This window comes from Rhizobium sp. BK602 (assembly GCF_014195095.1).
In the GTDB taxonomy this organism is placed as follows: domain Bacteria; phylum Pseudomonadota; class Alphaproteobacteria; order Rhizobiales; family Rhizobiaceae; genus Rhizobium.
The window spans coordinates 1-22889 of record NZ_JACIBC010000011.1 but is presented as its reverse complement, the minus strand read 5'-3'; the positions used below and the strand labels follow the sequence as shown (position 1 = coordinate 22889).

At 59.7% G+C, this 22889-nt stretch carries 22 protein-coding genes; 10 read left to right on the top strand and 12 right to left on the bottom strand.

From position 1 onward, the window contains the following. The first annotated feature begins 262 nt into the window (after positions 1-262). Both FHX11_RS27145 and mctP read left to right on the top strand, forming a co-directional pair. On the top strand, positions 263-460 hold the full coding sequence (locus tag FHX11_RS27145) for a DUF3311 domain-containing protein (RefSeq protein ID WP_184363639.1): 198 nt from the start codon (positions 263-265) through the stop codon (positions 458-460). Further along, on the top strand, positions 450-1925 hold the full coding sequence (gene mctP / locus FHX11_RS27140; protein ID WP_184363637.1) for a sodium:solute symporter family monocarboxylate transporter: 1476 nt from the start codon (positions 450-452) through the stop codon (positions 1923-1925). Before FHX11_RS27145 ends, mctP begins: the two co-directional genes overlap by 11 nt. Positions 1926-2359: 434 nt before the next feature. Here mctP and FHX11_RS27135 read toward each other — a convergent pair whose 3' ends face one another. Further along, positions 2360-3043 (bottom strand): GntR family transcriptional regulator, encoded by a 684-nt coding sequence (locus FHX11_RS27135; RefSeq protein WP_246781168.1) that lies wholly within the window; start codon positions 3041-3043, stop codon positions 2360-2362. Between the two features lie 138 nt (positions 3044-3181). On the opposite strand from FHX11_RS27135, the gene FHX11_RS27130 reads away from it, so the two are divergent. From FHX11_RS27130 to eutC, 6 genes are all read left to right on the top strand, one after another. Continuing rightward, positions 3182-4102 carry a transporter substrate-binding domain-containing protein gene (locus tag FHX11_RS27130; protein ID WP_184363634.1) on the top strand — a complete coding sequence of 307 codons (921 nt, stop codon included), beginning with the start codon at positions 3182-3184 and terminating at the stop codon, positions 4100-4102. 24 nt (positions 4103-4126) lie between these two features. After that, the gene (locus FHX11_RS27125) at positions 4127-4870 is read left to right on the top strand and encodes an amino acid ABC transporter permease (protein ID WP_184363631.1); all 744 of its coding nucleotides are present in this window, start codon (positions 4127-4129) and stop codon (positions 4868-4870) included. A 3-nt stretch (positions 4871-4873) separates the two neighbouring features. After that, complete coding sequence (locus FHX11_RS27120; protein ID WP_184363628.1) at positions 4874-5674, top strand: amino acid ABC transporter ATP-binding protein; 801 nt, start codon at positions 4874-4876, stop codon at positions 5672-5674. Positions 5675-5780: 106 nt separating this feature from the next. Continuing rightward, a complete protein-coding gene (locus FHX11_RS27115; protein WP_184363625.1) occupies positions 5781-7001 on the top strand; it encodes an FAD-dependent oxidoreductase in 1221 nt (406 codons plus the stop codon). Beyond that, a complete protein-coding gene (locus FHX11_RS27110; RefSeq protein WP_184363622.1) occupies positions 6998-8386 on the top strand; it encodes an ethanolamine ammonia-lyase subunit EutB in 1389 nt (462 codons plus the stop codon). The genes FHX11_RS27115 and FHX11_RS27110 overlap by 4 nt, the downstream gene beginning before the upstream one ends. Beyond that, a complete protein-coding gene (gene eutC / locus FHX11_RS27105; RefSeq protein ID WP_184363620.1) occupies positions 8383-9201 on the top strand; it encodes an ethanolamine ammonia-lyase subunit EutC in 819 nt (272 codons plus the stop codon). The genes FHX11_RS27110 and eutC overlap by 4 nt, the downstream gene beginning before the upstream one ends. A 213-nt stretch (positions 9202-9414) precedes the next feature. Here the strand turns inward: eutC and FHX11_RS27100 are convergent, their stop codons facing one another. Together FHX11_RS27100 and FHX11_RS27095 are read right to left on the bottom strand one after the other, a co-directional pair. Further along, positions 9415-11190 (bottom strand): thiamine pyrophosphate-dependent enzyme, encoded by a 1776-nt coding sequence (locus FHX11_RS27100; protein WP_184363618.1) that lies wholly within the window; start codon positions 11188-11190, stop codon positions 9415-9417. Positions 11191-11328: 138 nt separating this feature from the next. Next, positions 11329-12513: a 2-isopropylmalate synthase gene (locus FHX11_RS27095; RefSeq protein WP_184363616.1), complete on the bottom strand. Its 1185-nt coding sequence runs from the start codon at positions 12511-12513 to the stop codon at positions 11329-11331. 301 nt (positions 12514-12814) lie between these two features. Here FHX11_RS27095 and FHX11_RS27090 point away from each other — a divergent pair, with 301 nt between their 5' ends. Then, positions 12815-13042, top strand: a complete 228-nt coding sequence (locus FHX11_RS27090; protein WP_184363615.1) for a hypothetical protein — start codon at positions 12815-12817, stop codon at positions 13040-13042. Positions 13043-13236: 194 nt separating this feature from the next. Here FHX11_RS27090 and FHX11_RS27085 read toward each other — a convergent pair whose 3' ends face one another. The 8 genes from FHX11_RS27085 to FHX11_RS27050 all read right to left on the bottom strand — a co-directional run bounded on the left by FHX11_RS27085 (position 13237) and on the right by FHX11_RS27050 (position 21508). Continuing rightward, on the bottom strand, positions 13237-13689 hold the full coding sequence (locus FHX11_RS27085) for a YqaA family protein (protein ID WP_184363613.1): 453 nt from the start codon (positions 13687-13689) through the stop codon (positions 13237-13239). 109 nt (positions 13690-13798) lie between these two features. After that, positions 13799-14767 carry a PfkB family carbohydrate kinase gene (locus FHX11_RS27080; RefSeq protein WP_184363611.1) on the bottom strand — a complete coding sequence of 323 codons (969 nt, stop codon included), beginning with the start codon at positions 14765-14767 and terminating at the stop codon, positions 13799-13801. Next, complete coding sequence (locus FHX11_RS27075; RefSeq protein ID WP_184363609.1) at positions 14757-15824, bottom strand: ADP-ribosylglycohydrolase family protein; 1068 nt, start codon at positions 15822-15824, stop codon at positions 14757-14759. The genes FHX11_RS27080 and FHX11_RS27075 overlap by 11 nt, the downstream gene beginning before the upstream one ends. Positions 15825-15867: 43 nt before the next feature. Next, positions 15868-16869, bottom strand: a complete 1002-nt coding sequence (locus FHX11_RS27070) for an ABC transporter permease (RefSeq protein WP_184363606.1) — start codon at positions 16867-16869, stop codon at positions 15868-15870. Beyond that, on the bottom strand, positions 16866-17990 hold the full coding sequence (locus tag FHX11_RS27065; RefSeq protein ID WP_184363603.1) for an ABC transporter permease: 1125 nt from the start codon (positions 17988-17990) through the stop codon (positions 16866-16868). The genes FHX11_RS27070 and FHX11_RS27065 overlap by 4 nt, the downstream gene beginning before the upstream one ends. Beyond that, positions 17987-19567, bottom strand: coding sequence for an ABC transporter ATP-binding protein (locus FHX11_RS27060; protein WP_246781161.1), 1581 nt, complete (start codon positions 19565-19567; stop codon positions 17987-17989). Before FHX11_RS27060 ends, FHX11_RS27065 begins: the two co-directional genes overlap by 4 nt. Before the next feature lie 68 nt (positions 19568-19635). After that, the gene (locus FHX11_RS27055) at positions 19636-20706 is read right to left on the bottom strand and encodes a BMP family ABC transporter substrate-binding protein (RefSeq protein ID WP_246781160.1); all 1071 of its coding nucleotides are present in this window, start codon (positions 20704-20706) and stop codon (positions 19636-19638) included. Positions 20707-20740: 34 nt separating this feature from the next. Beyond that, entirely contained in the window at positions 20741-21508 is a 768-nt protein-coding gene (locus FHX11_RS27050) for a GntR family transcriptional regulator (RefSeq protein ID WP_184363595.1), read from the bottom strand. Between the two features lie 189 nt (positions 21509-21697). Here FHX11_RS27050 and FHX11_RS27045 point away from each other — a divergent pair, with 189 nt between their 5' ends. Further along, entirely contained in the window at positions 21698-22348 is a 651-nt protein-coding gene (locus FHX11_RS27045; protein WP_184363592.1) for a phosphoribosylanthranilate isomerase, read from the top strand. Between the two features lie 289 nt (positions 22349-22637). Here the strand turns inward: FHX11_RS27045 and FHX11_RS27040 are convergent. Then, positions 22638-22889, bottom strand: a 252-nt coding sequence (locus FHX11_RS27040; protein ID WP_281411599.1) for a formyltransferase family protein, incomplete at its 5' end; no start/stop codon positions are given.

The window sequence follows — 22889 nt, the reverse complement described above, 5'->3', positions numbered from 1 at the left end:
ACCTACCCACTTCTGGGTAGACGCGGGCATTTCATCTTTCCGGCCATCTTGCCGGACAAAAAACCTCGCCATAGGACTTGATCGCGGCCGCCCACGGGCATGCCGTTGGGAGGATTTCAATGCATTACATCCGCTTCCGTTCAATCGGAAAACCCGTTGCGACGGCCCGCGCCAGCTTTGCCGCGGCGAGCGACTGACGAGCCCGCCTTCCACGCGACAACTGCAACTTGGCGCCGCATCCGGCGCCCGAGAGGTATCCGAGATGGAAAAACCACGGAACAAGGCAGCGCTCTGGCTGCTCATCATCCCCTATATCGGCCTGCTCTGGCCGTCTCTCTACAATATCCGCGAGCCGGCACTCTTCGGCTTTCCGTTCTTCTATTGGTATCAGCTTCTCTGGGTGCCGATCACCGCTGCGCTGACCTTCATCGCCTATCGGAGCACGCGCCATGACGACTGATATCGATCCGACAGCACTCGCCGTCTTCCTGTTCTTCTTCGCATTGGTGACCGTTCTCGGCTTCGTCGCCTCGCGCTGGCGCAAGCCGAAAACCCTTGCCCATATCGACGAATGGGGTCTCGGCGGCCGCAGCTTCGGCACCTGGATCACCTGGTTCCTGGTCGGTGGCGATTTCTATACGGCCTATACCGTCATCGCCGTGCCGGCGCTGGTCTATACGGTCGGCGCCTACGGATTCTTCGCCCTGCCCTATACGATCGTCGTCTATCCCTTCGTCTTCATGGTGATGCCGCTTCTGTGGAAACGCGCCAGGGATTTCGGCTATGTGACGGCTGGCGACGTCGTGCATGGCCAATATGGATCGCGCGGCCTCGAGCTCGCCGTGGCGGCAACCGGCGTCATCGCCACCATGCCCTATATCGCGCTGCAGCTCGTCGGCATGACGGCGGTCCTCAAGGCGCTTGGGCTTCATGGCGAATTGCCGCTGGCCATCGCCTTCGTCGTGCTTGCGCTCTACACCTATTCGGCCGGCCTTCGTGCACCGGCGCTGATCGCCTTCGTCAAGGACATCATGATCTACATCGTGGTGATCGCGGCCGTGGCGCTCATTCCCTCGAAGCTCGGCGGCTATGCCAACGTCTTCGCCTCCGCCGATGCGGCTTTCCAGGCCAAGGGATCGGGAAATCTTCTGCTGGGTGGCAATCAATATGTGGCCTATGCCACGCTGGCATTGGGCTCGGCGCTTGCCGCCTTCATGTACCCGCACACGCTGACCGGCATCTTCGCCTCCAACAGCGGCAACACGATCCGCAAGAATGCCGTCCTGTTGCCGGCCTATACGCTGCTGCTCGGCCTTCTCGCCCTGCTCGGCTATATGGGCCACGCCGCCGGCCTGAAGCTCGAAAGCGCCAACGACGTCGTGCCGGTCCTGTTCAAGACGCTGTTCTCGGGCTGGTTCTCCGGCTTCGCCTTCGCGGCGATCGCCATCGGCGCGCTGGTGCCGGCAGCGGTGATGAGCATCGGTGCCGCCAATCTCTTCACCCGTAACTTCTGGAAAGCCTATGTCGATCCGAATGTCAGCGACGCGGGCGAAGCCAAGGTCGCCAAACTGACCTCGCTCGTGGTCAAGGTGGGCGCGTTGCTCGTCATCATCTTCCTGCCGACGCAATTCGCGCTCGATCTGCAATTGCTGGGTGGCATCTGGATCTTGCAGACGCTGCCGGCGCTGATCTTCGGCCTCTACACCAACTGGTTCCGGGCACCGGCCCTGCTTGCCGGCTGGTTCGTCGGCTTCATCGGCGGCACCTATCTCGTCTGGGATGCCGGCTGGAAGCCGCTGCACCTGATCAGCCTCGGTGGGGAACCCTTCACCGTCTATACCGGCCTGCTCGCCCTTGCGGCAAACATCGCCGTCGCCATCGTGGTCAATGCCGTCGTCCCGGCAAGGACCCCGGCGCAAGCCTGAAACAGGCAGAAGGGAGGATCGCGGCAACGCGATCCTCCTCAGGGTTGACCGCCGATGTGCCGGCTCTCATCACTGATGGGATCGCTGGCTCGATTTCGGACGGGAAAAGTTCGAGTTCCCTCTCAATCCAGAGCCGGGCGGCTCTGTTGCAAAAATCCTGTCGCGGCCCGAAAGAGCTGGAAGGATTTTCCGCGAGACTTTTGACGAGCGATGTCAGTGGCGTCGTTTCAGGATGACGTGGTTTTGTGGGCGGTGCTTCTCTAATAGGCACTCTTCAGCTCTTTACTGATCAGGATATGGAAAAGCAGCGACCCGGGTCGGCCCCTTTTCAAGCTGAATGAGGAAGCTGTCAATCGCTTCGCAGGCCTTTTGCCTACGGCGATCGTAATACTGAGTGCCCGCCCGTTGAGCTTATCGATCACAACTGCGCCAGGTTAGAGTATCTTCTGAACCTCGATTTCGAAGCTGAGCACATGATGCATGGACACCTGCTCCGCCCGTTCTCCGTCACCACTACATACGGCCTCGAGCATTATAATCTGCTCGCGCAAGACATCTTCCAGCCGAGGAACGAGGACCGGGAAGCGCTTCATTGAGGCGTAGAGAATGCGCAGGGAAAGATTGTGATAGTGCTCAAGGGTATCCAGGAGATACCGGTTCTTCGCGGTGCGATATATGAAGCGGTGGACACGGCGGTCTAGGGCTAGAATATCATCAAGCTCCATAGGACCAACGATCGCCTTCAACTCTTCAATCAGAGCCCGCGCTTCCTGGCGTTCGTATTCTCGCAGTCGCTCCGTTGCCAGCCGGGTAGCGTATGATTCAATACGCGCGCGTGCTTCGTAGACTGCTGTCAGATCGCTGAGATCGATCGTGCTGACAAACGTCCCTCGTCGTCCGCTGACCACCACAAAGCCATCACGCTGCAGCCGCTGAATTGCCTCGCGGACAGGTGTGCGACCGGCATCCAGCCGTTCCATAAGCTCCGTCTCCCGCAACAAAGTGCCAGGCGGAAGTGCTGTCGTGATGATGTCCTCCCGCAACTGGATGTACGTGCGATCGGCAATCGTTGGCTCCGATTCTACGTAGTCGGCGTGAAGTGCCAGCATGTTGTTCATTTCTTTCAAAACCCATCCAGTTTTTGGTCAAGCGAGACCAAAACGCCTATTTAATACGCACAATACGATCGTGCTTGACAGAAGGCAATATATGGATATCGTCAATATATCACCAATATATAAGAGGGAACGCAGCTAATGATCACTGGAATCTTCGGGAAGTCCGTCGCACGCAGCCTTTCTGCATTCGTCGGTCTCGGCATCGCCGCGCTGACTGTAAGCGGAGCAGGAACTGCACAGGCGGAAAACTTTGAGCTTATCAAGCCGGGCACGCTGACCGTCACAATCCAACCCTACATGCCCTATACGGCAGTCAAGGACGACAAGCTGGTCGGCCTGGATAGCGACATCCTGTCGGCCGTGGCGGAAAAGCTTGGCCTCAAGATCGAGTACAGCGTTACCGATTTTGCCGGCATGCTCGGATCGGTGCAGGCGCAGCGCGCGGACATCACCATCGGCGGGATTGCCTGGTCCGAAGCTCGCCAGAAAGCTGGGTTGTTTACTGATCCGCCGTATTACTCCCCGCCAGCAATGGCGGTGCTTGAATCCACAAACCTTCCGGATCTAGCAAGCCTTGAAGGCAAGAGCCTTGGGACTGTGACCGGTTATGTCTGGGCAAAATCGATCGCTCAGGTTCCGCATGCCACCGCCCGCAATTTCCCGTCCGCGGATAGCGTGTTTGCGGATATCGCGTCGGGACGATTGGATGCCGGCTTCCTCGATCCGCTGCTCGTCACCTATCAGCAGCAGCAGCGGCCGGACATGAAAGTCAAGATCCAGTACATGATCCCGCCGACGGCCGAGCAGATCAAGGCGCATCCAGACTATAAGTACTTCGAACCTTATATGACGGCATTCTACCTGCCGAAGCAGGCCGCGAAGCTGGAAAAGGCCATCTCTGTCCAGATCGACGCCATGTACAAGGATGGTTCGCTGGCCGCTCTTGTTGCCAAATGGGGCGGTGATCCGAAGCAGTTCCTGACACCGTCGCCTGACATGGCAGCACAGCGTCGGGGAATCGATCGCCCGGCCGACTGGGCGCCGCCGTCGATCCAGTAAAACTGTAATCCTATAAGGGGAGCCGTGGCCTTGTTCACAGCATTAGGCAACCTGTTCCAAGTGCCATGGAACGACTATCTAGGAAGCATTGGCGAGGGTCTGCTGCGGACCCTCGGCTACACGGTCGCAAGCTTTATCGGAGCCTCGGCCTTAGGGTTGGTCGTCGCTCTGATGCGGCTTAACCGCTCAAAGACGAGCCGCTTCGTTGCGGCGTTCTACACCGAGATTTTCAAGAATATTCCGCTTCTGGCGATCATCTTCCTGACCTATTTCGGCCTTCCGTCCGTTGGCGTGAAGCTGCAGGTGTTTGAAGCTGGCATACTCAGTCTCATTCTGTTCTACGCCGCCTACTTGTCCGAGATCTTCCGCGCAGCCATTTCCGGCGTCCATCGCGGTCAGCAGGAAGCATCGGAAGCCCTTGGCCTCAGCCGCAGCAAGACGTTCTCGCACGTGGTGCTGCCGCAAGCCGTTCGTCTTGCGCTACCCGGAACGAACACGATGTTCGTCGATCTTATCAAGTCCACATCGCTGCTCGTGACGATATCGGCTGCGGAACTCATGACGAATGCGCAATTGATCGCATCCGAAACATTCCGATCGCTTGAGGTCTACCTCGTCATTTCGGCAGTCTATTTCGCAATCTGCTACCCGGTTTCCCAGTCGTTGCTCTTCCTGGAACGAAAAATTCACGGGGGCGTCCCGCTTTCAATCGGTAGAAGGCGTCGGCTCGCACTTGCCAAAACACTTCTGAGCGAGGGGAGGCTCTGAGCCATGGCATCAACGAAATTTGAAATTGTAACGGATGCGGCACCGACAGCCGGTCGACCTGAGATAAAGATTTCGGGCCTGCGCAAATCTTTCGACGGACGGCTGGTGCTGGACCAGGTGGACCTCGACGTCCCGAAGGGCAAGATCGTCACCATCATCGGCCAGAGCGGTGGCGGCAAGACGACGCTGATGCGCTGCGTGAACCTTCTTGAGCAACCCGATCGCGGCTCGATCACCATCGGCGACGAAACCATCTTCTCCGATGACAAGGTCGCGTGCCGGGATCTTGCCAAGCTGCGTCAGCGGGTCGGCATGGTGTTTCAGCGGTTCAATCTCTTCCCGCATCTCACCGCGGTGGAAAATGTTGTTCTGGCGCAAATGCACGCAGCTTCGATCCTGGAAGCCGACGCCGTTAAAAAGGCTGTTGAGCTGTTGACCCGCGTCGGGCTGGCAAAACGCGCGATGGCCTATCCCGAACAGATGTCCGGCGGTGAACAGCAGCGCGTTGCCATCGCTCGCGCGCTTGCATTGGGGCCTTCGGTGCTTCTCTTTGATGAACCAACATCGGCTCTTGATCCTGAATCGACCGGCGAAGTGCTCCGCGTCATGCGGGAACTGGCGGCCGACGGCATGACGATGATTATCGTTACGCATGAATTGCCCTTTGCGAAGGACGTCTCGGACTGGGTCGTGTTCATCGATGGCGGGCGGATCATCGAACAGGGAACTGCAGCCGAGGTTCTGGAACGGCCAAAAGAACCGCGCACGGCGGCTTATGTTGCCCGGTACGCGTCCCCAGGCTGAGTTTTATAACCCCAAAAGGCAGTGCGGCATGTCGAAGAGATGCGGTGCCCAGTCGCAACTGGCTACGATCACCAATGCTCGCCTCCGTAAAAACGACTGAAATATCATGAAAATATTGACTACGGATATCGCCGTTATCGGCGGCGGCGTCATTGGGTTGGCGACTGCGCTCCAGTTGCGGACGGAAGGTCGCGACGTCGTTCTCATTGAGCCGAATGAACCCGGATCTGGTGCATCCTATGGCAATGCGGGGACCGTTGCGGATTACGCAATCATTCCCGTCGGGACGCCGTCGGTGTTGAGAAACATCGCATCGTTGCTTCTCAACGCCGACAGTCCTCTCGCCATCCGCAAGGCAGCTTTGCCGACCTTGTTTCCTTGGCTGGCGAGATTCGCCTATGAATCCCTGCCGCATCGTTACCGAGACAATACGCGCAAGCTTTCGGACCTACTTTCGGAAGCCTCGCCGGAATGGCTGGAACTCGCGGCACAGATTGACGCTTCCGACTTGTTGAGCGCCAAGGGATGCCTCTACCTCTATCAGACGGAACAGGCATTCAAGTCGGCCCAATCCGATATTGCGCTGCGCCGAAACGTGGGCATCGAGCAGCAGCTGATGTCTCCGGATGAGGTTAGCCGAATGGAACCCAATCTGCCGCAAATCGCCGGAGGGGGGCTGTTCTTCCCAAAAGCCATCAACTTCACCGATCCGGGAATGGTGATGAAGCGGTTGGAGCAGGCTGCTGCGACTGCGGGCGTCTTTTTTCTAAAGGACGCCGCCTCCACCATCGTGCGTCAACATCGCCGTGTGCGGGTCACCGCCAGGAGTACGATGGTTGATGCCAAAACTGTCGTCATCGCGGCCGGCGCTCATTCGGGCCGACTTGCGGCCCAGGTCGGCGACCGGGTCCAACTCGATACCGAGCGCGGCTATCACCTGGAATTCGACATGGACGAAATGCCGGTCGAGCGTCCCGTCTGCCCGACGAAACACGGATTCTATTTCTGCCCTATGGCAGGACGTTTGCGCGTCGCCGGCACCGTCGAGCTTGGCGGGCTTTCCGCACCAGCAAATCAGAGACGTCTGGATGCCCTCCTGACAAATGCTCGACGCGTTTTCCCCTATCTCGGTGCTCCGACCCGAAGCTGGCTTGGCTTTCGCCCATCCATGCCGGATTCCGTACCTGTCATCCGCCCGTCGAAGGGCGGCAGGGACGTCATCCTCGCCTTTGGCCATGGGCATATCGGCCTGACACTGGCGCCGCGCACGGCTCGCATGGTGAGCAGGATGATCGCCGCACAGATGCACGAGGACATGCAATCGTGACCTACAGAACGACACTGGCGAATAAGACTTGGGCTTTCCGGGACCTGAAGAAGTTGATGGCGAAGGCAACTCCGCCGAGGTCAGGAGACTTTCTCGCGGGCATCGCAGCCGAAACGGCGGAGGAAATGGCCGCCGCCCGCATCCGCCTGGCCGACGTTCCGCTCAAGACCTTCCTTTCCGACCTTCTCATTCCCTACGAGCAGGATGAGGTCACCAGGCTCATTGTCGATACGCATGATCCGGTCGCCTTCGCTCCAGTCTCTCACCTTTGCGTCGGGGAGTTTCGGGACTGGCTTCTTTCGGATCACGCCACGAGCGATCGGCTGGCGCGTCTTGCGCCGGGACTTACACCGGAAATGGTCGCCGCCGTCTCGAAACTGATGCGCAACCAGGATCTGCTTAAGGTCGCGGCAAAGATCCAGGTCACGACCCGGTTTCGGAACACGATCGGCCTCGCCGGTACCATGGCGACTCGCCTGCAACCCAACCATCCGACCGACGACCCGCGCGGCATTCTCGCGTCGACCATCGAGGGACTGACCTATGGATGCGGAGATGCCGTGATCGGCATCAATCCCGCGTCGGATTCTCCGGCAACGGTCGCGCAAATCATTCATCTTCTGGACGAGCTGATTACCCGTTACGATATCCCAACTCAGTCCTGCGTGCTGACGCACGCGACCACGTCGATCAAACTCATCGAAAGTAATGTCCCGGTCGATCTGGTTTTCCAGTCAGTCGCTGGCACAGAAGCCGCCAACGCGAGCTTCGGCATTTCTCTGTCAACGTTGCGCGAGGCCTATGATGCCGGCCTGTCCGCAAATAGGGGCACGGTTGGCCAAAACGTGATGTATTTCGAAACCGGACAAGGCTCCTGCCTCTCTGCTGCTGCGCATCATGGCGTCGATCAGCAAACATGCGAGGCACGTGCCTATGCGACATGCCGCCCCTTCGCGCCGCTGCTGGTCAACACGGTGGTCGGCTTCATCGGCCCCGAATATCTTTATGACGGAAAGCAGATCATCCGCGCGGGCCTTGAGGATCATTTCTGCGGAAAGCTGATGGGCTTACCGATGGGTTGCGACATCTGCTACACCAACCATGCCGAAGCCGACCAGGACGACATGGATGTGCTCCTGACGCTTCTCGCATCGGCCGGAATAAACTTCATCATTACGGTGCCCGGCGCCGATGATATCATGCTGAACTATCAGTCCACATCGTTTCACGATCAGCTTTACGCTCGTGATCTACTGGGCGTTCGCCGATCCCCGGAATTCGCGGAATGGCTGCTCAAGATGGACATCACATCGGCTGACGGCAGCCTCAAGCCTCTGCAAAATAATCACCCGCTGAATTCGGGCATCATGAGGCTATCCGCATGACCACTGGTGAGATTGAAGGCCACTCCGCTCAGGTGGAGGATTTTGTCACTCCCGACATCGTACGGATACCTGCTGATGCCACCGAGGCACGGTTGGGGCTTGGCCGCGCCGGTTCCAGCCTTCCGACGCGGGCCACACTCGATTTTGCCTTCGACCACGCACGCGCACGCGATGCCGTCCACGCTCCATTGGATTTTGACACGCTCCGGCAGAGCTGCGCAGAACTGGAGCTTGAGCAAATAGTCGTAGAGAGCGCTTGCAACGACAGACAGACTTATCTTAGGAGACCAGATCTCGGGCGTCGCCTTTCCGAATGGTCTCGAACGGCTTTGTCGGAGCGCAGAAGCAAAAGCGAGGACGTCATCATCGTTGTCGCCGACGGCCTCTCGTCAAAGGCGGTTCAGGAAGGCGCAGCAGCCTTGCTTTCTCACTTGGTCCCCCGCTTAAGATCCATGCATCTGTCACTGGGACCACTCGTATTCGTCAAACAGGCACGAGTTGCGATTGCTGATGAGATTGGCGCGCTCTGCAAGGCGCGCTTGTCGATCATTCTGGTTGGCGAGAGACCCGGCCTATCAGCGGCTGACAGCCTTGGTGCATACATCACTTTGGATCCAGGACAAGATCGAACGGATGCCAACCGTAACTGCGTCTCAAATATACGGACGGGCGGTCTCAGCTATCAGGCTGCGGCATTCAAAATGGCGTGGCTTGTCGATAATGCCTTTCGCTCGGGCGCCAGCGGGGTGACGTTGAAAGATGACAGCGCCAGTGCCATGCACCCAGTCGATCAATCTCCGCAGACTCGAATCTGAACTAGACATCGCCTTCCGTAGGCGCAGATGATCGCACTGTTTACCGACCTCAACACATACGCGATCGCACGATGGTGCTCCACATGCATATTCTCCCTATGGCAATTTCCAGCCGAGATCGCGGATCGACAGGACCAGATCTTTACATGCTCAACGTCTTTTCGCAGCCCGCGCTTCTCTCCTGCATAACAACGGCGAGCCGACGTGCCGGCGCTACAGATTGTTAGCCCGTGGATTTTGTCCCACCACCTGCTCTGCGTCGACTGGCACCTCAACCAATATGGATGGATGACCGGGACTGTAGCTTTCGTGCATGATCTCGGCCAGATTGCTCAGATCCGGCATCAGCTTGCGGCTTTCCCAGCCGCATGCGCGCGCCATCGCTCCAAAGTCGATGCGGTGCAGATCGCTGTGATAGCGGGAGGACGAATGGTCGGGAATGACCACGGGCAGGCCCTGCACCATGATGCCGAGTGCGCCGTTGTCCAGCACGAACAGGACGATCCCCAACGACCGCGCTTCGGCCAGGCAACCGGCAATCAACCGGAAGCACCCGTCGCCCGTGAAGGCGAAGATCGTCGCCTCCGGCTTTGCAAGCTTTGCGCCGATTGCCGTTCCGAATGCCCCGCCCATGGCCGAACCGCGATAAAGCGAATGAAAGCGGACGTTCGGATGCGGGCGCTGCGTGACATATTGACGGTCTTTGTAGGCAAGGCATACATCGTCGAATGCAATGCTTCCCGGCAGCCACAGACGATCGAGTTCCTGGTAAAATTGGGCGATATCGATTGTCCCGGCGCGCGGCGGCAGGATCTCGCGATCATTGAGATCGACCATAAAAGCCGGTGCCGGGGGCCGCTGTGGACGGACATTCTCGATCCGGCCGATCACTTCGCTCAGCACCTGATCGATCGGCCCTCGCACATCGAAATATTCGCCGCGCACACGATGCCGAAACTCGCCCCCAACGCTGCCGTATGGGGCGGTCAGGTTGGTGAAATTCCATGTCGTATGGGCGGGTATGTCGGAGAAGTTCAATGTATACTCGTCAGGGCAAAACCCAAGCGTAATGACGATATCGTCGGGGCCGAGGCTTCTCCAGAGCTGCGTCGCACGATCATTGCCGCCAAAGCCCAGATAGCCGAAACCGAAGCTATTGTTGCGCGCCACCGCATTCGCCCCGTTTATGCTCCAGACGATAGGCGCCTGTAATGCCTTGCATAAACGTGTGGTGAGCATGGGCATGTGTTGATACATGGCCGCCTCTTCCCCGGCGAGCACGATCACCCGACGCCCAGCCGATTGCCGCGGGAACTCAGCCAGGAAATGAGCAAGGGACCCTTGATCGATCTTGTTCGGCTTTGCGATGGAGCCGCCGCGCCATGGCATATAAACCGGCTCAGGCATCATCTTTCCGAGCACCTCCGGCGGCATCAGGAGTGCGATGGGGGAGCCTTGATCGAGATGTTTGCGGGCCTGCTCAAGTTGTTCGCCGATATGGTCCGGATCATCCAAGACGAATGTGCCGGACGGCAGCTCGGCCTTCAACTGAGCCACGACATCGGCGCCCTCCGGGCTGGTGTCCTGCAGCGGTGCGCGGTGTCGCGTCTCCGCCGGACTGAGCGGAATGAGGTAGATAGCGGGAATATTGTGCAACTTCGCGTCACTCAGGCCGCAGGTCAGCAGCCGCGTTGCGGCTCCTGTCGTTGCAATGGCCGCACTGATTTTCCCGCTCGCCAGATAATATCCCAGGGGAATGAAGCCGGCGACATACTCTCCAATATTGAAAAAGACCGGGCGTTCGGCATCGTCATCGGGAAGGACCATCGGCTCGAGATGTTTGAGCAAATGGATGACCCCTCCCCCCGTGACACCGGCATAGTGACGCACATGCCAGGATCTGAGTGTGTCGATCAGGAATTCATACCCTGTTTTCGGCTTGACGAGCCGAACATCTCCTGCCGTTTCGACTGCAAGATTCACCGTCATTTGCTCGCCTTTCCGCGATGATCCCTGTTCCTGAATTCCGCAAGATATTGACGCGTGTTTGCCCAAACCGACCCGAGCCCGGAGGCAAGCACGGCTCCGCCACGCAGACGATCCCGATTGCATGGCCTGGAAGCATAATTATGCGATGCGCTTTTCCTGGGAGAGCGCTTCCATGCCCGCAACCGTCGCCAGAAGATCCTCATCGCAAAGCGATGCCTTGCGATCGGCGATATCCTTGAAACGCGAGAAAGCGAGATCCAGATCGGCATCGGAGCCAAACTCGACGCCCAGCGTGCGCATGCACATGCGAAAGCCGTTACGACCCGAATTCTTTCCGAGCACCAGCCGATATTCGTCGGCGCCGACCTCCGCCGCCGTCATGATCTGATAGGTCGACGGGTTCTTCAGCATGCCGTCCTGGTGAATGCCGGACTGGTGCGAGAAGGCATTCCTGCCGACGATCGCCTTGTTCGGCTGCACAACGAAGCCGGTGATCTCCGAGACGAGCCGGGATGCAGCGGTCAACCGGCGGGTTTCGATCGACGTCTGGCACCGGAAGAAATCCTCGCGGGTGTGCAGCGCCATGACGATCTCTTCGAGCGACGCATTGCCCGCGCGTTCGCCGATGCCATTGATCGTGCATTCGATCTGGCGCGCACCCTGCCGGGTCGCTTCCAGCGAGTTGGAAACAGCCATGCCCAGATCGTTGTGACAATGCGCGGAAAACACGGCCCTGTCGGCGTTCGGTACGGTATTGCGAAGATAGGTGAACAGCTTGCCGTATTCGTGCGGCGTGGCATAGCCGACGGTGTCCGGCAGGCTGACCGTGGTCGCGCCGGCCTTGATCACCTGTTCCACGAAACGCGCGAGAAACTCCGGCTCCGACCGGCTCGCGTCCTCGCAGGAAAACTCGATGTCCTCGGAATAGCGCCGCGCGTGGAGCACGGCGCGAACGGCGTGCTCGAGCACGTTTTCCGGTGTCATTTGCAACTTGTATTTCATGTGAATGGGCGAGGTCGCCAGCACGATATGGATGCGGGACGACGCCGCACCGGAAACAGCTTCCGCCGTCAGGTCGATGTCGCGCTCGACCGCCCGGCTCAGGCTGCAAATCGTACTGTCCTTGACAGCGCGCGCCACGGCTTTGATCGCGTCAAACTCGCCTGGACTGGAGACGGCAAAGCCGGCCTCGATCACGTCGACCTTCAGCCCTTCGAGCATAAGCGCGATCTCGACCTTTTCACTGGCGTCGAGGTTGATGCCGGGGCTTTGTTCGCCGTCACGCAATGTGGTGTCGAAGATGATGATTTTTTCGGTATTCATGCGACTCTCCCGATCGATTGAAGCATCGGCATTGCCGAATTCGTAAAGGTTGGCTGCATGCACTACGCGCAAGTCACGGACGATCGACGCTTCGCACACATTTCATGCCGGCGGCAAAATCCATCAGGTGATGCACGTCTTGTCAGATCTGGTCCTGTTTGGCCTTGGCTTTGCCAGCATGCTGGAAACCGGACAAACCACTCCGTACCGCGACTAGCGCGCGGCAGATATCGAATTGAAGAGCCGGCTCCCGTTCGGCACAGGCCGGAGAGATCAACCCATAGACATGGCAGGCAAATAGATGGTCGAGTTCAGCGCCGATGAGGCGGTCGGCACATTGCCGTTGCAAGGCGATCCGGCCCGGCTCGATTTTCGGAGCAAAGATTTCAAAACCTGGGAATTGAGTGTCCATAACGCACCGAATGGTTACGATGGTGAGGATGGCGCCATTCGTGACGGCGGTATTTTAGAAAACTACGGACTATTTTTAGAAAACTACGGTTTTATGCTTGGCGAGCGGCAGGTGTAGCTGCTTTGCCACACTGATTTCCAGCTGCTAATATTTCAATGATATGGCGAAGGTAGCGCCAGCCTCGGTGCGCGAACTGGAAATCGGTTCCCTGGCTAAGTATTGCGGGATCTTTGTCCATATAATCTCGTTTGCGGCCCACATCTGCTCTGCGACGCCGAAACGCTTCAGCGCCGTGAGCGTCGCATTGAGATTCAGGAATAAAAGCCTGAAGCCAGGCTCGTTGTCGCCAAGGCAATCGCGACATAGCGCCCAACCTTCGCGATCGTCACCAGCAGCAGAAATATGGGTAAAGGCTCTCGCAGCATGCCGGCAACGACTGTGATGGGATCTCCGATGATGGGTAACCAGCTTGCCAGTAATGACCATCGCCCATAACGGCGATACCATTTCTGTGCTTGCTCCATTTTGTCCTCGCCGACGGGGAACCAGCGCCGGGAACGAAACCGCAGGACACCGCGTCCGAGAACCCAGTTGAGCACCGAGCCGAGAACATTGCCCGCACTTGCAACGGCAATCAGGATAAAGGCCGAATGCTCACCTGTCAGGAGCAGCGCGACAAGAGCAGCCTCGGACTGCATGGGCAGGATGGTGGCGGCTGCAAAAGCAGCGATGAACAGACCCAGATAAACAGTAAATTCAACCATCACTTCACATGCAAACGGCATTGATCATAGCATTCACCTCTTCACGCGGAAAACCATCGGTGGCTTCCGCCGATCCGACCGATGAAGAGGCCGCCCAAGCGGCAACGCCTCATGTTCTCCCCGCCGAGTGATTCAAAATCAAGCCCTCGACCTCCCTTGTCGTCGGCAACGCGGTTCGCGCGCCGACTGCCGAAACCGCGATGCTTGCCGCCGCGCAGGCAAAGACCAGACTCTCCCGGAGGGTACGGTCGTTGAAGCAGGCGGCCAGGAAAGCGCCGTTGAAACAATCCCCTGCGCCAGTTGCATCGACCATTTTGACCGGAAAGGCCGGGTGTTCGGCCCATGCGGCGCGGCTGCAGGCGATAGCGCCGGCGGCCCCCATGGTAACGACAATCAATTGCGGGCCTTTGTCCAGAAGCGGGCGAATGGTTTCAACGGTGATCTCTCCGTCCAACGTGGCGCGAAAACCGCCTTCGTTCATGAAGACGATATCGGAGCATTCCAGCAAGGCATCGAGGCGTTCGCGGGTCGGCGCGACGGCCGCCTCGATATCGATGGCGACGGCAACGCCGTGGGCATGCGCCAGGGCGGTAATCTGCCGGAATTCGGCGAGATCATAGGGCATGGTATAAAGCAGCCGGCTTTGCCGTAGCGCCGCCGACACGATCGGCTCGTCCACCGCTTCACCCGACATAGGCGCATAGACCAATGCCTTTTCGCCGGCAGCATCGACAATAATCGTTGCCGCCGCCGTCGACTGCTCCACGACGCGCAGGAATGCGTTCGACACGCCGGCCTCCTCGTTGGCCGTCAACAGCAGCTGACCGTCGGCATCCCCACCGACGCGCCCGTAGGCCGCGACGCGAGCACCCAGCCGGCTCGCAGCGCTGGCGACATTGGCCACGGTGCCGCCGGCAAATGTGCCGAGCCGTCGGCCAAGAAGTTTTTCGTCTGCCAAGGGCACGCGCGCGGCCTCGAAGACATAGTCGATGTTCGGGTCGCCATAGGCGAGCACATCGAAGGGGCGGTCGGCATTTCTCTGGAAGAGTGTCGCAAGTTCGGTTCTGTTATCGACCATGGCTGTCATTCTCCAAGGCGATATCGGCCAACCCGGCCGCAAGCTTCTGCAAATGGTACTCTGCATCATTGACCGCGATGAACTCGCGGTAAAGCGTTTGCGGCAGTTTTGCCGTGCCGGTCATGGCGCCCGCCATCGCACCAGCCATAGTGGCGACGGTATCCGTGTCATTGCCCACACTTGCCGCCAGTGCCACCGTGCGCAGCGGATCGCCTTTCGCATAGGCAAAGACGGCAATCGCCGCCGGCACGGATTCGCAGGCGAGCATTGAAGCGCCAATGGTCGCATCGAGATCGTACAGAAATTGGCGATCATCCGCCGCTCGCGCTGCAATCTCCAACGCCATGTCCAGCCGCGTCGAGAACCGCGGACCCGGCGGCACGCGCGCATGCCCGGCCGCCAAACGCGCGCCGATCGCACTACCCTCCCAGCAAGCCCGAACAACAGCGCCGATATCGCGTTCCACAAGCGCCGTAGCCGTACCGGCAGCGATCGCGCAGGCGGATGCTATGGCGACATCGGTGTCGTGCGACGGCAGGCACGTCACCAGCGCCTGTTGGCAAGCGGCGACAACATTGCCGGGATGCACGAGACCGACAGGCGCAACGCGCATGGCGGCGCCATTGGTGTTGCCCATGGTCGGCAACTTGCGTTGCGATGTGCCGACGACGCCGACATGGTCAAGACTTTCGCCTGCCCGCAAGGCGGCGACGATCGCCGCAGTGGTCGGCCCCATGAATCCGGCCTTCGGCGAGGTCTCGGCCCAATCGAGCAGGCAAGCAACCCAGCCTGCTTGATCGAGCTGGCCGCCTGCCCTTATCAAGGCACGGGCAAGATAATACATCTGGCTGGCGTCATCGGTGACCTCGCCGCGCTTGCCGTTGTTGGCACCCGCGAACGTGTCCGGCGTCGGCTCCTCGAAGCGATCGGCAAGCCCTCCGTAACGGGCGAAGATCTCGTCTATCCCCCAAAGCTCCGTTGGCGCGCCGAGCGCATCGCCGATGCCGGCAAGCGCAAGGGAGGCGAGGATCGAATCGTAAAACTTGTTTGTTGTCATCCCTGGTCCGTTTCTTATCGTTCATTTGCCGACACTCCCGGCATCAGGCGTGGCGCAGAACGACCGCAGCCCTGGCGATGCGCTTGGCCACCCGGCGCCTCTGCTGAATATTGAAGAACACCAGAGCGAGAATGGTGAGTGCCGGCGGGATCATGAAGACGACCTGGCTTGGCACGTTGTAGCTGCCCAACTGTGCGGCAAACACGGTCGATGCGCCGAAGATAACAGCGGCGACGAGTGTACCGAGCGGTCGGCGACCACCGAGAAACACCGCGGCCAGAGCCAGGAAACCGCGACCGCCGGTCATGTCGGCCTGGAACAGCGTGAGATAGCCCATGCTCAGGAACACGCCGCCGAGGCTCGCCAGCAACCCGCTCAGCAACAGAGCCGAATACTGCACGCGCTTGACCGAGATGCCGGCCGCAAGGGCCGCATCCGGGTTCTCGCCGACCGCGCGGAGTCTCAGCCCGAAGCGGGTGCGATACAGCAATAGCGACAGGAGCGGCGTGGCGAGAAGCGCCGCGTAAACGACGATGTTGTGGCCGACCAGGCCGTCACCGTTGAGGATCGTCCCGATGATCGGGACATGATCGACGAAAGGAATATGAAGCGACGGCAATGCATAGCTGGTCAAAGTCGCGGTCGACCCTTTGTCGCCGGTGATCGAGACAAGCAGGAAGACCGTCAGGCCGGAGGCCAGGATATTGATGCCGACGCCGGCGACAATGATGTCGGCGCCAAGCTCGAGGTGAAAGACCGCGAGCACGCCGGCAATCACCGTGCCCGCGATCAGGCCGGCAAGGCAACCCATCCACGGATGCAGCCAGAGCGGTGCTTCGGGAAACCAGATCGCCGAATAGGCCGACGCGATAACGCCAAAGAAGGCCGCGACCAGCATGATACCTTCGAGCGCAATGTTGACACTGCCGGCAAGATCCGAAATCAGACCGCCGAAGGCCGATAGGATGATCGGCGCGGAAGCGCGCAATATGGCGGCAAGGAGCGTTCCGAGGAATGTTCCCCAAAGGACGAATTCGGTGCTCATGCACGCACCTCCTTTCCGGCCCTCGCAGATGATCGCGCCCGCAGCCAGCCCGTCAGCAGGGTCGGGCCGAAGCGCTCGGCGATGACGAACAGGATGATGAAGGCCTGGATGATCATGACCATCTCGCGCGTGACATCGGAGCTGCGCTCCATCACCTGCGCGCCGATCCGAAGATAGGCATAGAGGATGGCCACGATCGGGATTACGAGCGGATTGTTGCGGGCGAGCAGCGCCACCACGATACCCTCGAAGCCGAGACCGGGTGCGAGATCGACCGGCAGGGCTTTCAAAAGCGCATTCGATGTATGGAAACCGGCAAGGCCGGCAAAGATGCCACCGAGAGCCATCGAGAGCGCCGTGGCGCGCTTCACGGGGATGCCGGCCTGTTCGGCAAATCGCGAATTCTCGCCAACAAGGGTGATCTCGTAGCCGACAGTCGTCCGCTTGATCAGGAACCATGCGGCCACGGCGGCGAGTATCGCTACAAAACCCATGACCGTCACATTGGTGCGGGCGAGCAGCGCCGTCAGCACGGCCGCGTCCGGCAGTGACGGCGTGGTGATAAAGCCGGCGGAGGGGTCGCGAAGCCAATAGGTGATGACCAGGCGGTAGAACTGAACGGCGATGACGTTCAGCATCAGGGTGGTGACGATCTCGCTGGCGCCGAAACGCGCTTTCAGCACGCCCGGCAGCAGGCCCCAGAGGAAACCGGTCGTCATCGCCGCCAGGCAGGCGGCGGGAATGACGATGATCGCCGGACCGCCCAGCGCAAGGCTGACGGCCGCCGCGGCGATCGCGCCAAGGAAAAGCTGGCCATCCGCCCCCATGGAGAATTGCCGGGCGCGAAAAGGGATAGCGACGGCGAGACCCAACAGCGTCAATGTCGTCGCGTCTTCGAGCAGCGAACCAAGCCGGGTCATCCGGCGAACCGTGAACTGTCCCGCACTGTTCCAGCCGAAATCCGGCCAGGCGCCGGTGAGCAACGCCCCATAGGCTTTCAACGGCTCGGCGCTGACCAGAACCGTCAGGACGAAGCCACAGCCGAGAGCGGCAGTGACGACAAAAGCGAGACGCAGGACCTGTGCAACGAGGCGGGAGGCAGTGCTTGACGATGCACTCATGCGATTGCCTCCTGTGGAGTTGCGGCGAAGGCGGCGTCGAGCCTCGCCGCCGCATCCGGCTGGCGCTTCAGCCCGGTCATATAGAGGCCGATCTCACGCTGGTCGGCCGTGTCGGCGCGGAAATGCGCGACGATCTCACCCTTGAAGAGCACGGCGATCCGGTCGGAAAGGCTCAGGACCTCCTCCAGGTCGGCGGAGATCAGCAGCACGGCCGCGCCGCGATCGCGCAGCGCCACCAGCTCGTCCCGCAGCGAGCCGGCCGCACCGACATCGACGCCGCGCGTCGGCTGGGCGGCGATGAGGAATTTCGGTTCGCCCGATATTTCGCGCGCCATGACCACCTTTTGCATATTGCCGCCGGAAAGCGCGCCGACCGGCGTCTTGCTCGAATCCGTCTTGATCCCAAATTGCTTGACCAGATCCCTGGCCCATTGGCCGATCGCGCCGGTCTTCAGGCAGCCGAAGGAAGAGAAGGACGGTCCGTAATAGGTCGTCGCGACGATATTCTGCTCGATGTCGAGATTGACCGCGACACCCTCGGTCAAGCGATCCTCGGGAACCGTCGCCACACCGGATTTACGCGCGGCTCGAACGCCCCGGCCGGTAAAGGGCATACCATCGAGATCGCCCCCTCCCGCATGCGGCGCGGCAAGCCCGCTCAGCACACGCGCCAGCGAATTCTGCCCATTGCCTTCGACCCCGGCAATGCCGAGAATCTCGCCGCCGGCGAGATCGAAATTGACATCGGACAAACGCACGCTGCCCTGCGCATTGACATAACCAAGCTGACGCACCCGCACACGCGGCTCTCGACCGCGCGCGTCGATGCGCTTGACGATCTGCGGCGCCAACGGTCGGCCGACCATCATCTCGGCGATGGTCTTGTGATCGATGTCGGCGGTATCGGCATGCCCGGTCACCCGGCCATCGCGCAGCACGGTCAGCCGGTCGGAAATCGCCTTCACCTCGGCAAGCTTATGGGTGACAACGACGACCGTGACGCCCGACACAACCAGCCGGCGGATCGCCGCAAACAGCTCGTCCGTTTCCTGCGGTGTCAGAACGGCGGTCGGTTCGTCCATCAGCAGGATCCGCGCGCCACGATAAAGCGTCTTCAGTATCTCCGTGCGCTGCTGCATCCCGATGGAAACATCGCTTACCCGTGCGGTCGGATCGACATCAAGCCCAAAGGATTTCGCCAGTTCCCGGACGGCGACGATGCTAGCCTCCCGGCTCAGGAGCCCGCCCCGGCCGGACGGTTCCTGACCGAGCACGACATTTTCGGCGATGGTGAAAGAGGGCACGAGATTCAGATGCTGCGCCACCATGCCGATGCCGGCTGCGATTGCCTGGCCTGGATGAGTGAAATGACGCTCGACACCCTCGATCAGAATGGTGCCGGCGCTCGGTTGGATCAGGCCGTAGATCATCTTCATGATCGTCGACTTGCCGGCGCCGTTCTCACCGCAAATCGCGTGGATCTCGCCGCGCTCGATCGTCAGCGACACGCCCTCGTTCGCCAAGGTGCCGTTGCCATAGCGCTTGCTGACACCCCGCAGCTCTATGGCTGGCGCCATTCCGCGGGCGCCAGAAGGATGATGCTCCATCGAAGGACGCTCCTCGCAAGAGACGAGACCATAAGCGGTCAGAAGGCGGTCGGAACCTTCACCTTGCCGGCGATGATATCCGCCTTGACCTTGTCGACCTCGCCCATAACAGCCGGTGGAACGATGGCTTGAGTAAACTTGTTGTCCGCCAGACCGATTGCGCCTTCCTTCAGGCCGAGCGATTCCGCCGTGCCGAGCGGCAGCTTGCCCTCTTTCATCAAAGCGACAGAGCGAACGACGGTATTGTCAACATTCTTCATGACGGAGGTGACGATGCGCTTGGCCGTGTCCAGGCGGGAGGTTTCATAGATCAGGGCCTGATCGGAATCGACACCGATGGCATAACGCCCGGCCTCGGCTGCGGCCTCGATGACACCCTGCCCCGTCGCACCCGCCACCTGGAAGACGATGCCGGCGCCCTGGGCGAATTGTGCCTTGGCGATCTCCTTGCCCGTCGCCGGATCGCTGAAGGAATTGGCATATTGCTTCAACACCTTGACATCCGGCAGGACGGATTTGGCTCCGGCCTCGTAGCCGACCAGGAAGTCGTCGATGACGGGGATCTGCATGGCACCGACGGTACCCAGCGGACTGCCGGCGGCGATATCGGCAATACCCGCTTGCGTCAGTCGCGCGGACAGGACACCAGCCAGGTAGGCTCCCTCGTTCTGCCGGAAGAGAATGGAATAGACATTGCCGCATTTGCATTTGGAATAGTCCACCGCACCGTCAAAGAGGATGAAGCGGATGTCGGGAAACTGCGGCGCGATCTTTTCGACCATGGGCACCATCGTATAGGTGCCAAGCACGATCGTATCGTAGTCACCACCCTCCGCGAGGTCGATAATCGCGCTTTCCCAACGGGTGGGATCGACACCGCCTTCGACCGTCTGGGTCGAAACCGACAGCTCTTTTTTGACGCGCTGGATGCCGCGCTCCGCCGAGTCGAAGAAAGATTTGTCGCCGAGCGTGCCGTTGACAAAGTAGACGATGTTCTGCGCCGGACGATTAAGGTCCTCCGCATGGCCCACCGTCATCGCGGCAAGAACCATGCCGGCGGACAAGGCAATCGTACGCGCACGCCGCAAAGCGGCGCCCAATCTGATCATTCCCATAACGTAACCCTCTGAGGTTGCTCTATTTTTATTTTTGACTGAATTTGTTGACACGCGTCGTGTAGCGATAACTCGACACGTATTTCATCTCGCAATATTCCATCGGCTGCCTGCGCTCGGAAAGGGTGATGCGCTCGCACAGGAGCAAGGGCGCCCCGACAGCCACACCGAGCCGGCTCGCGTCCTCGGCATTGGCTGCAACCGAACTCAAGCTTTCAAGACCCTCCGCCGCGTTCAGACCAAAACGATCGCCAAGCAGCTTGTAGAGCGAACCCGATCGAACCAGATCGTCGGCCGTAAAGACAGCACCCGGCGGAAGCACCAGATAGGCATCGTGAATGCCGACCGGAGAACCATCAACGGTGCGAATGCGCTTCACGCGCATGACCATCTGGCGCGGCTCGATCTTGAGAACACCCGCAATCGCAAGGTTGGCCGGCATTTGCTCGACGAGGATGATGGCCTGGCCGGCAACGCCTCCGCGCTTTTCGGTATCCTGCGAGAAGCTGTCGAGAAACCGCGACATCTCCCTGACCGACGACGGCGCCACGAAGGTTCCCCGACCGTGCTCGCTATAGAGCAACCCCTGCTCTTCCAGCAAACGAACAGCCTTGCGCACCGTGTCCCGGCTCATCGCATAGCGAACCGCGATATCACGCTCCGAAGGCAAAGGTTCGTTCGAGCCTCGCGAGCCGCTCTCGATTTCCGCCCTGAGCTTTGCAGCTAATTGCCGGTAAAGCGGCACGCCCGACTGCGCCAGTTCGAGATCACCCGTTTCGTCCAGCAAGTCCACCATCGCACCAGTTCCGAAATGACTGTTTGCTAGAACTATATGGTACGTACCAGTGTGTCAATAAAAATTCATACTACGCCAAGTTTTCAGCCTATCTGAACAAAATTGACATATATGGTACGTACCATTATGTTTCCAAGAAGCTCACAAAACAGGCACATGCCCACACAAACGACAAATCGAGGAACATCCATGGCCCAGGCGCCTGCCTTTATCGCCTTCACCGGATTGGACGACGCGCGATTGATCAGCGATCTGCAGAGCCTTTCGGCGCGCTATCCGATCGAATGGGGCGTGCTTGTGGATGATGCGCAGGAGGAAAAACCGCTGTTTCCGGATGCGGGAGCGCGCAAAGCCTTTCTGACAGCCGGAGGCCTGCGTCTCGCCGCCCATGTCTGCGGCGTGGAGGCATCGAAGATAGCCAACGCACCCGACACTGTATCGCTCGACCTCACCGGTTTTCAGCGCATTCAGGTCAATCACAGCTTCTCCGGCAGTTCGGCCACGCAAATTGACAATAGCTGGCGCTTCGGTCGGCGGCTGGGTGTCCGGACCATGCTTCAGTGCAAGGACGCGTTTCCGGATGAGACCCGCCTGGACTGGTTGTTCGACACGTCTTTCGGCACCGGAGCTACGCCGAAAGCATGGCCAACGCTTCCAAAAGGCGGACCATTTTGCGGCTATTCCGGCGGCATAAAGCCCGACAATGTTGCCGCCATCATCGCTGCCATCGGCGCTTGCGCCGGCGATCTCTATTGGATCGACATGGAATCGGGCATTCGCACGAATGGCTGGCTGGATCTCGACAAATGCGAGGCGGTCTGCAAGGTAGTTTACGGATAGTCCGACGGGAAACGAAAGCGGCAATTCCTGAACCCGAAACAAGCGTCGCCTGCAGACACAGGTCCGACTTTCACGATCAGCAGAAAGATCGCTTCGCCGAATTTGATCCATCCTTCATGCATCGATCGTAAAGAACTGGAGGGGCGCGCAACATTTCAGAATGCATCATATCGGCCGGTAATCCCATGCGCCGTTTGGGATCAGAACAAGCTCTCGTAACTGCCCCGAAGGGATCGAACCGCCGACGGGTCACTGCGTTAACCCGGCCATGGCGGCAAGGCGCCATCCCCTACCCCATCCGTTCGGATGCATAGCTTCCGGGGCTTGCCGGGAAGACGATGGTGCGGTTGCCGTTGAGGAAGGTGCGGTAGTGGATATGCGCATGGATGGCCCGTGCCAGCACCTGGCTCTCCACGTCGCGGCCGATCGACACATAATCCTCCGCAGACTGCGCATGCGTGATCCGCGCCGTGTCCTGCTCGATGATCGGTCCCTCGTCCAGATCCGCCGTCACATAATGCGCCGTCGCCCCGATCAGCTT

Bases quoted from the DNA above. Each gene is read 5' to 3' on its own strand.
- FHX11_RS27145 (WP_184363639.1), top strand. From the start codon at position 263: ATGGAAAAACCACGGAACAAGGCAGCGCTCTGGCTGCTCATCATCCCC.
- mctP (WP_184363637.1), top strand. From the start codon at position 450: ATGACGACTGATATCGATCCGACAGCACTCGCCGTCTTCCTGTTCTTC.
- FHX11_RS27135 (WP_246781168.1), bottom strand. From the start codon at position 3,043: ATGAACAACATGCTGGCACTTCACGCCGACTACGTAGAATCGGAGCCA.
- FHX11_RS27130 (WP_184363634.1), top strand. From the start codon at position 3,182: ATGATCACTGGAATCTTCGGGAAGTCCGTCGCACGCAGCCTTTCTGCA.
- FHX11_RS27120 (WP_184363628.1), top strand. From the start codon at position 4,874: ATGGCATCAACGAAATTTGAAATTGTAACGGATGCGGCACCGACAGCC.
- FHX11_RS27115 (WP_184363625.1), top strand. From the start codon at position 5,781: ATGAAAATATTGACTACGGATATCGCCGTTATCGGCGGCGGCGTCATT.
- eutC (WP_184363620.1), top strand. From the start codon at position 8,383: ATGACCACTGGTGAGATTGAAGGCCACTCCGCTCAGGTGGAGGATTTT.
- FHX11_RS27100 (WP_184363618.1), bottom strand. From the start codon at position 11,190: ATGACGGTGAATCTTGCAGTCGAAACGGCAGGAGATGTTCGGCTCGTC.
- FHX11_RS27095 (WP_184363616.1), bottom strand. From the start codon at position 12,513: ATGAATACCGAAAAAATCATCATCTTCGACACCACATTGCGTGACGGC.
- FHX11_RS27090 (WP_184363615.1), top strand. From the start codon at position 12,815: ATGGTCGAGTTCAGCGCCGATGAGGCGGTCGGCACATTGCCGTTGCAA.
- FHX11_RS27085 (WP_184363613.1), bottom strand. From the start codon at position 13,689: ATGGTTGAATTTACTGTTTATCTGGGTCTGTTCATCGCTGCTTTTGCA.
- FHX11_RS27080 (WP_184363611.1), bottom strand. From the start codon at position 14,767: ATGGTCGATAACAGAACCGAACTTGCGACACTCTTCCAGAGAAATGCC.
- FHX11_RS27075 (WP_184363609.1), bottom strand. From the start codon at position 15,824: ATGACAACAAACAAGTTTTACGATTCGATCCTCGCCTCCCTTGCGCTT.
- FHX11_RS27070 (WP_184363606.1), bottom strand. From the start codon at position 16,869: ATGAGCACCGAATTCGTCCTTTGGGGAACATTCCTCGGAACGCTCCTT.
- FHX11_RS27065 (WP_184363603.1), bottom strand. From the start codon at position 17,990: ATGAGTGCATCGTCAAGCACTGCCTCCCGCCTCGTTGCACAGGTCCTG.
- FHX11_RS27060 (WP_246781161.1), bottom strand. From the start codon at position 19,567: ATGGCGCCAGCCATAGAGCTGCGGGGTGTCAGCAAGCGCTATGGCAAC.
- FHX11_RS27055 (WP_246781160.1), bottom strand. From the start codon at position 20,706: ATGATCAGATTGGGCGCCGCTTTGCGGCGTGCGCGTACGATTGCCTTG.
- FHX11_RS27050 (WP_184363595.1), bottom strand. From the start codon at position 21,508: ATGGTGGACTTGCTGGACGAAACGGGTGATCTCGAACTGGCGCAGTCG.
- FHX11_RS27045 (WP_184363592.1), top strand. From the start codon at position 21,698: ATGGCCCAGGCGCCTGCCTTTATCGCCTTCACCGGATTGGACGACGCG.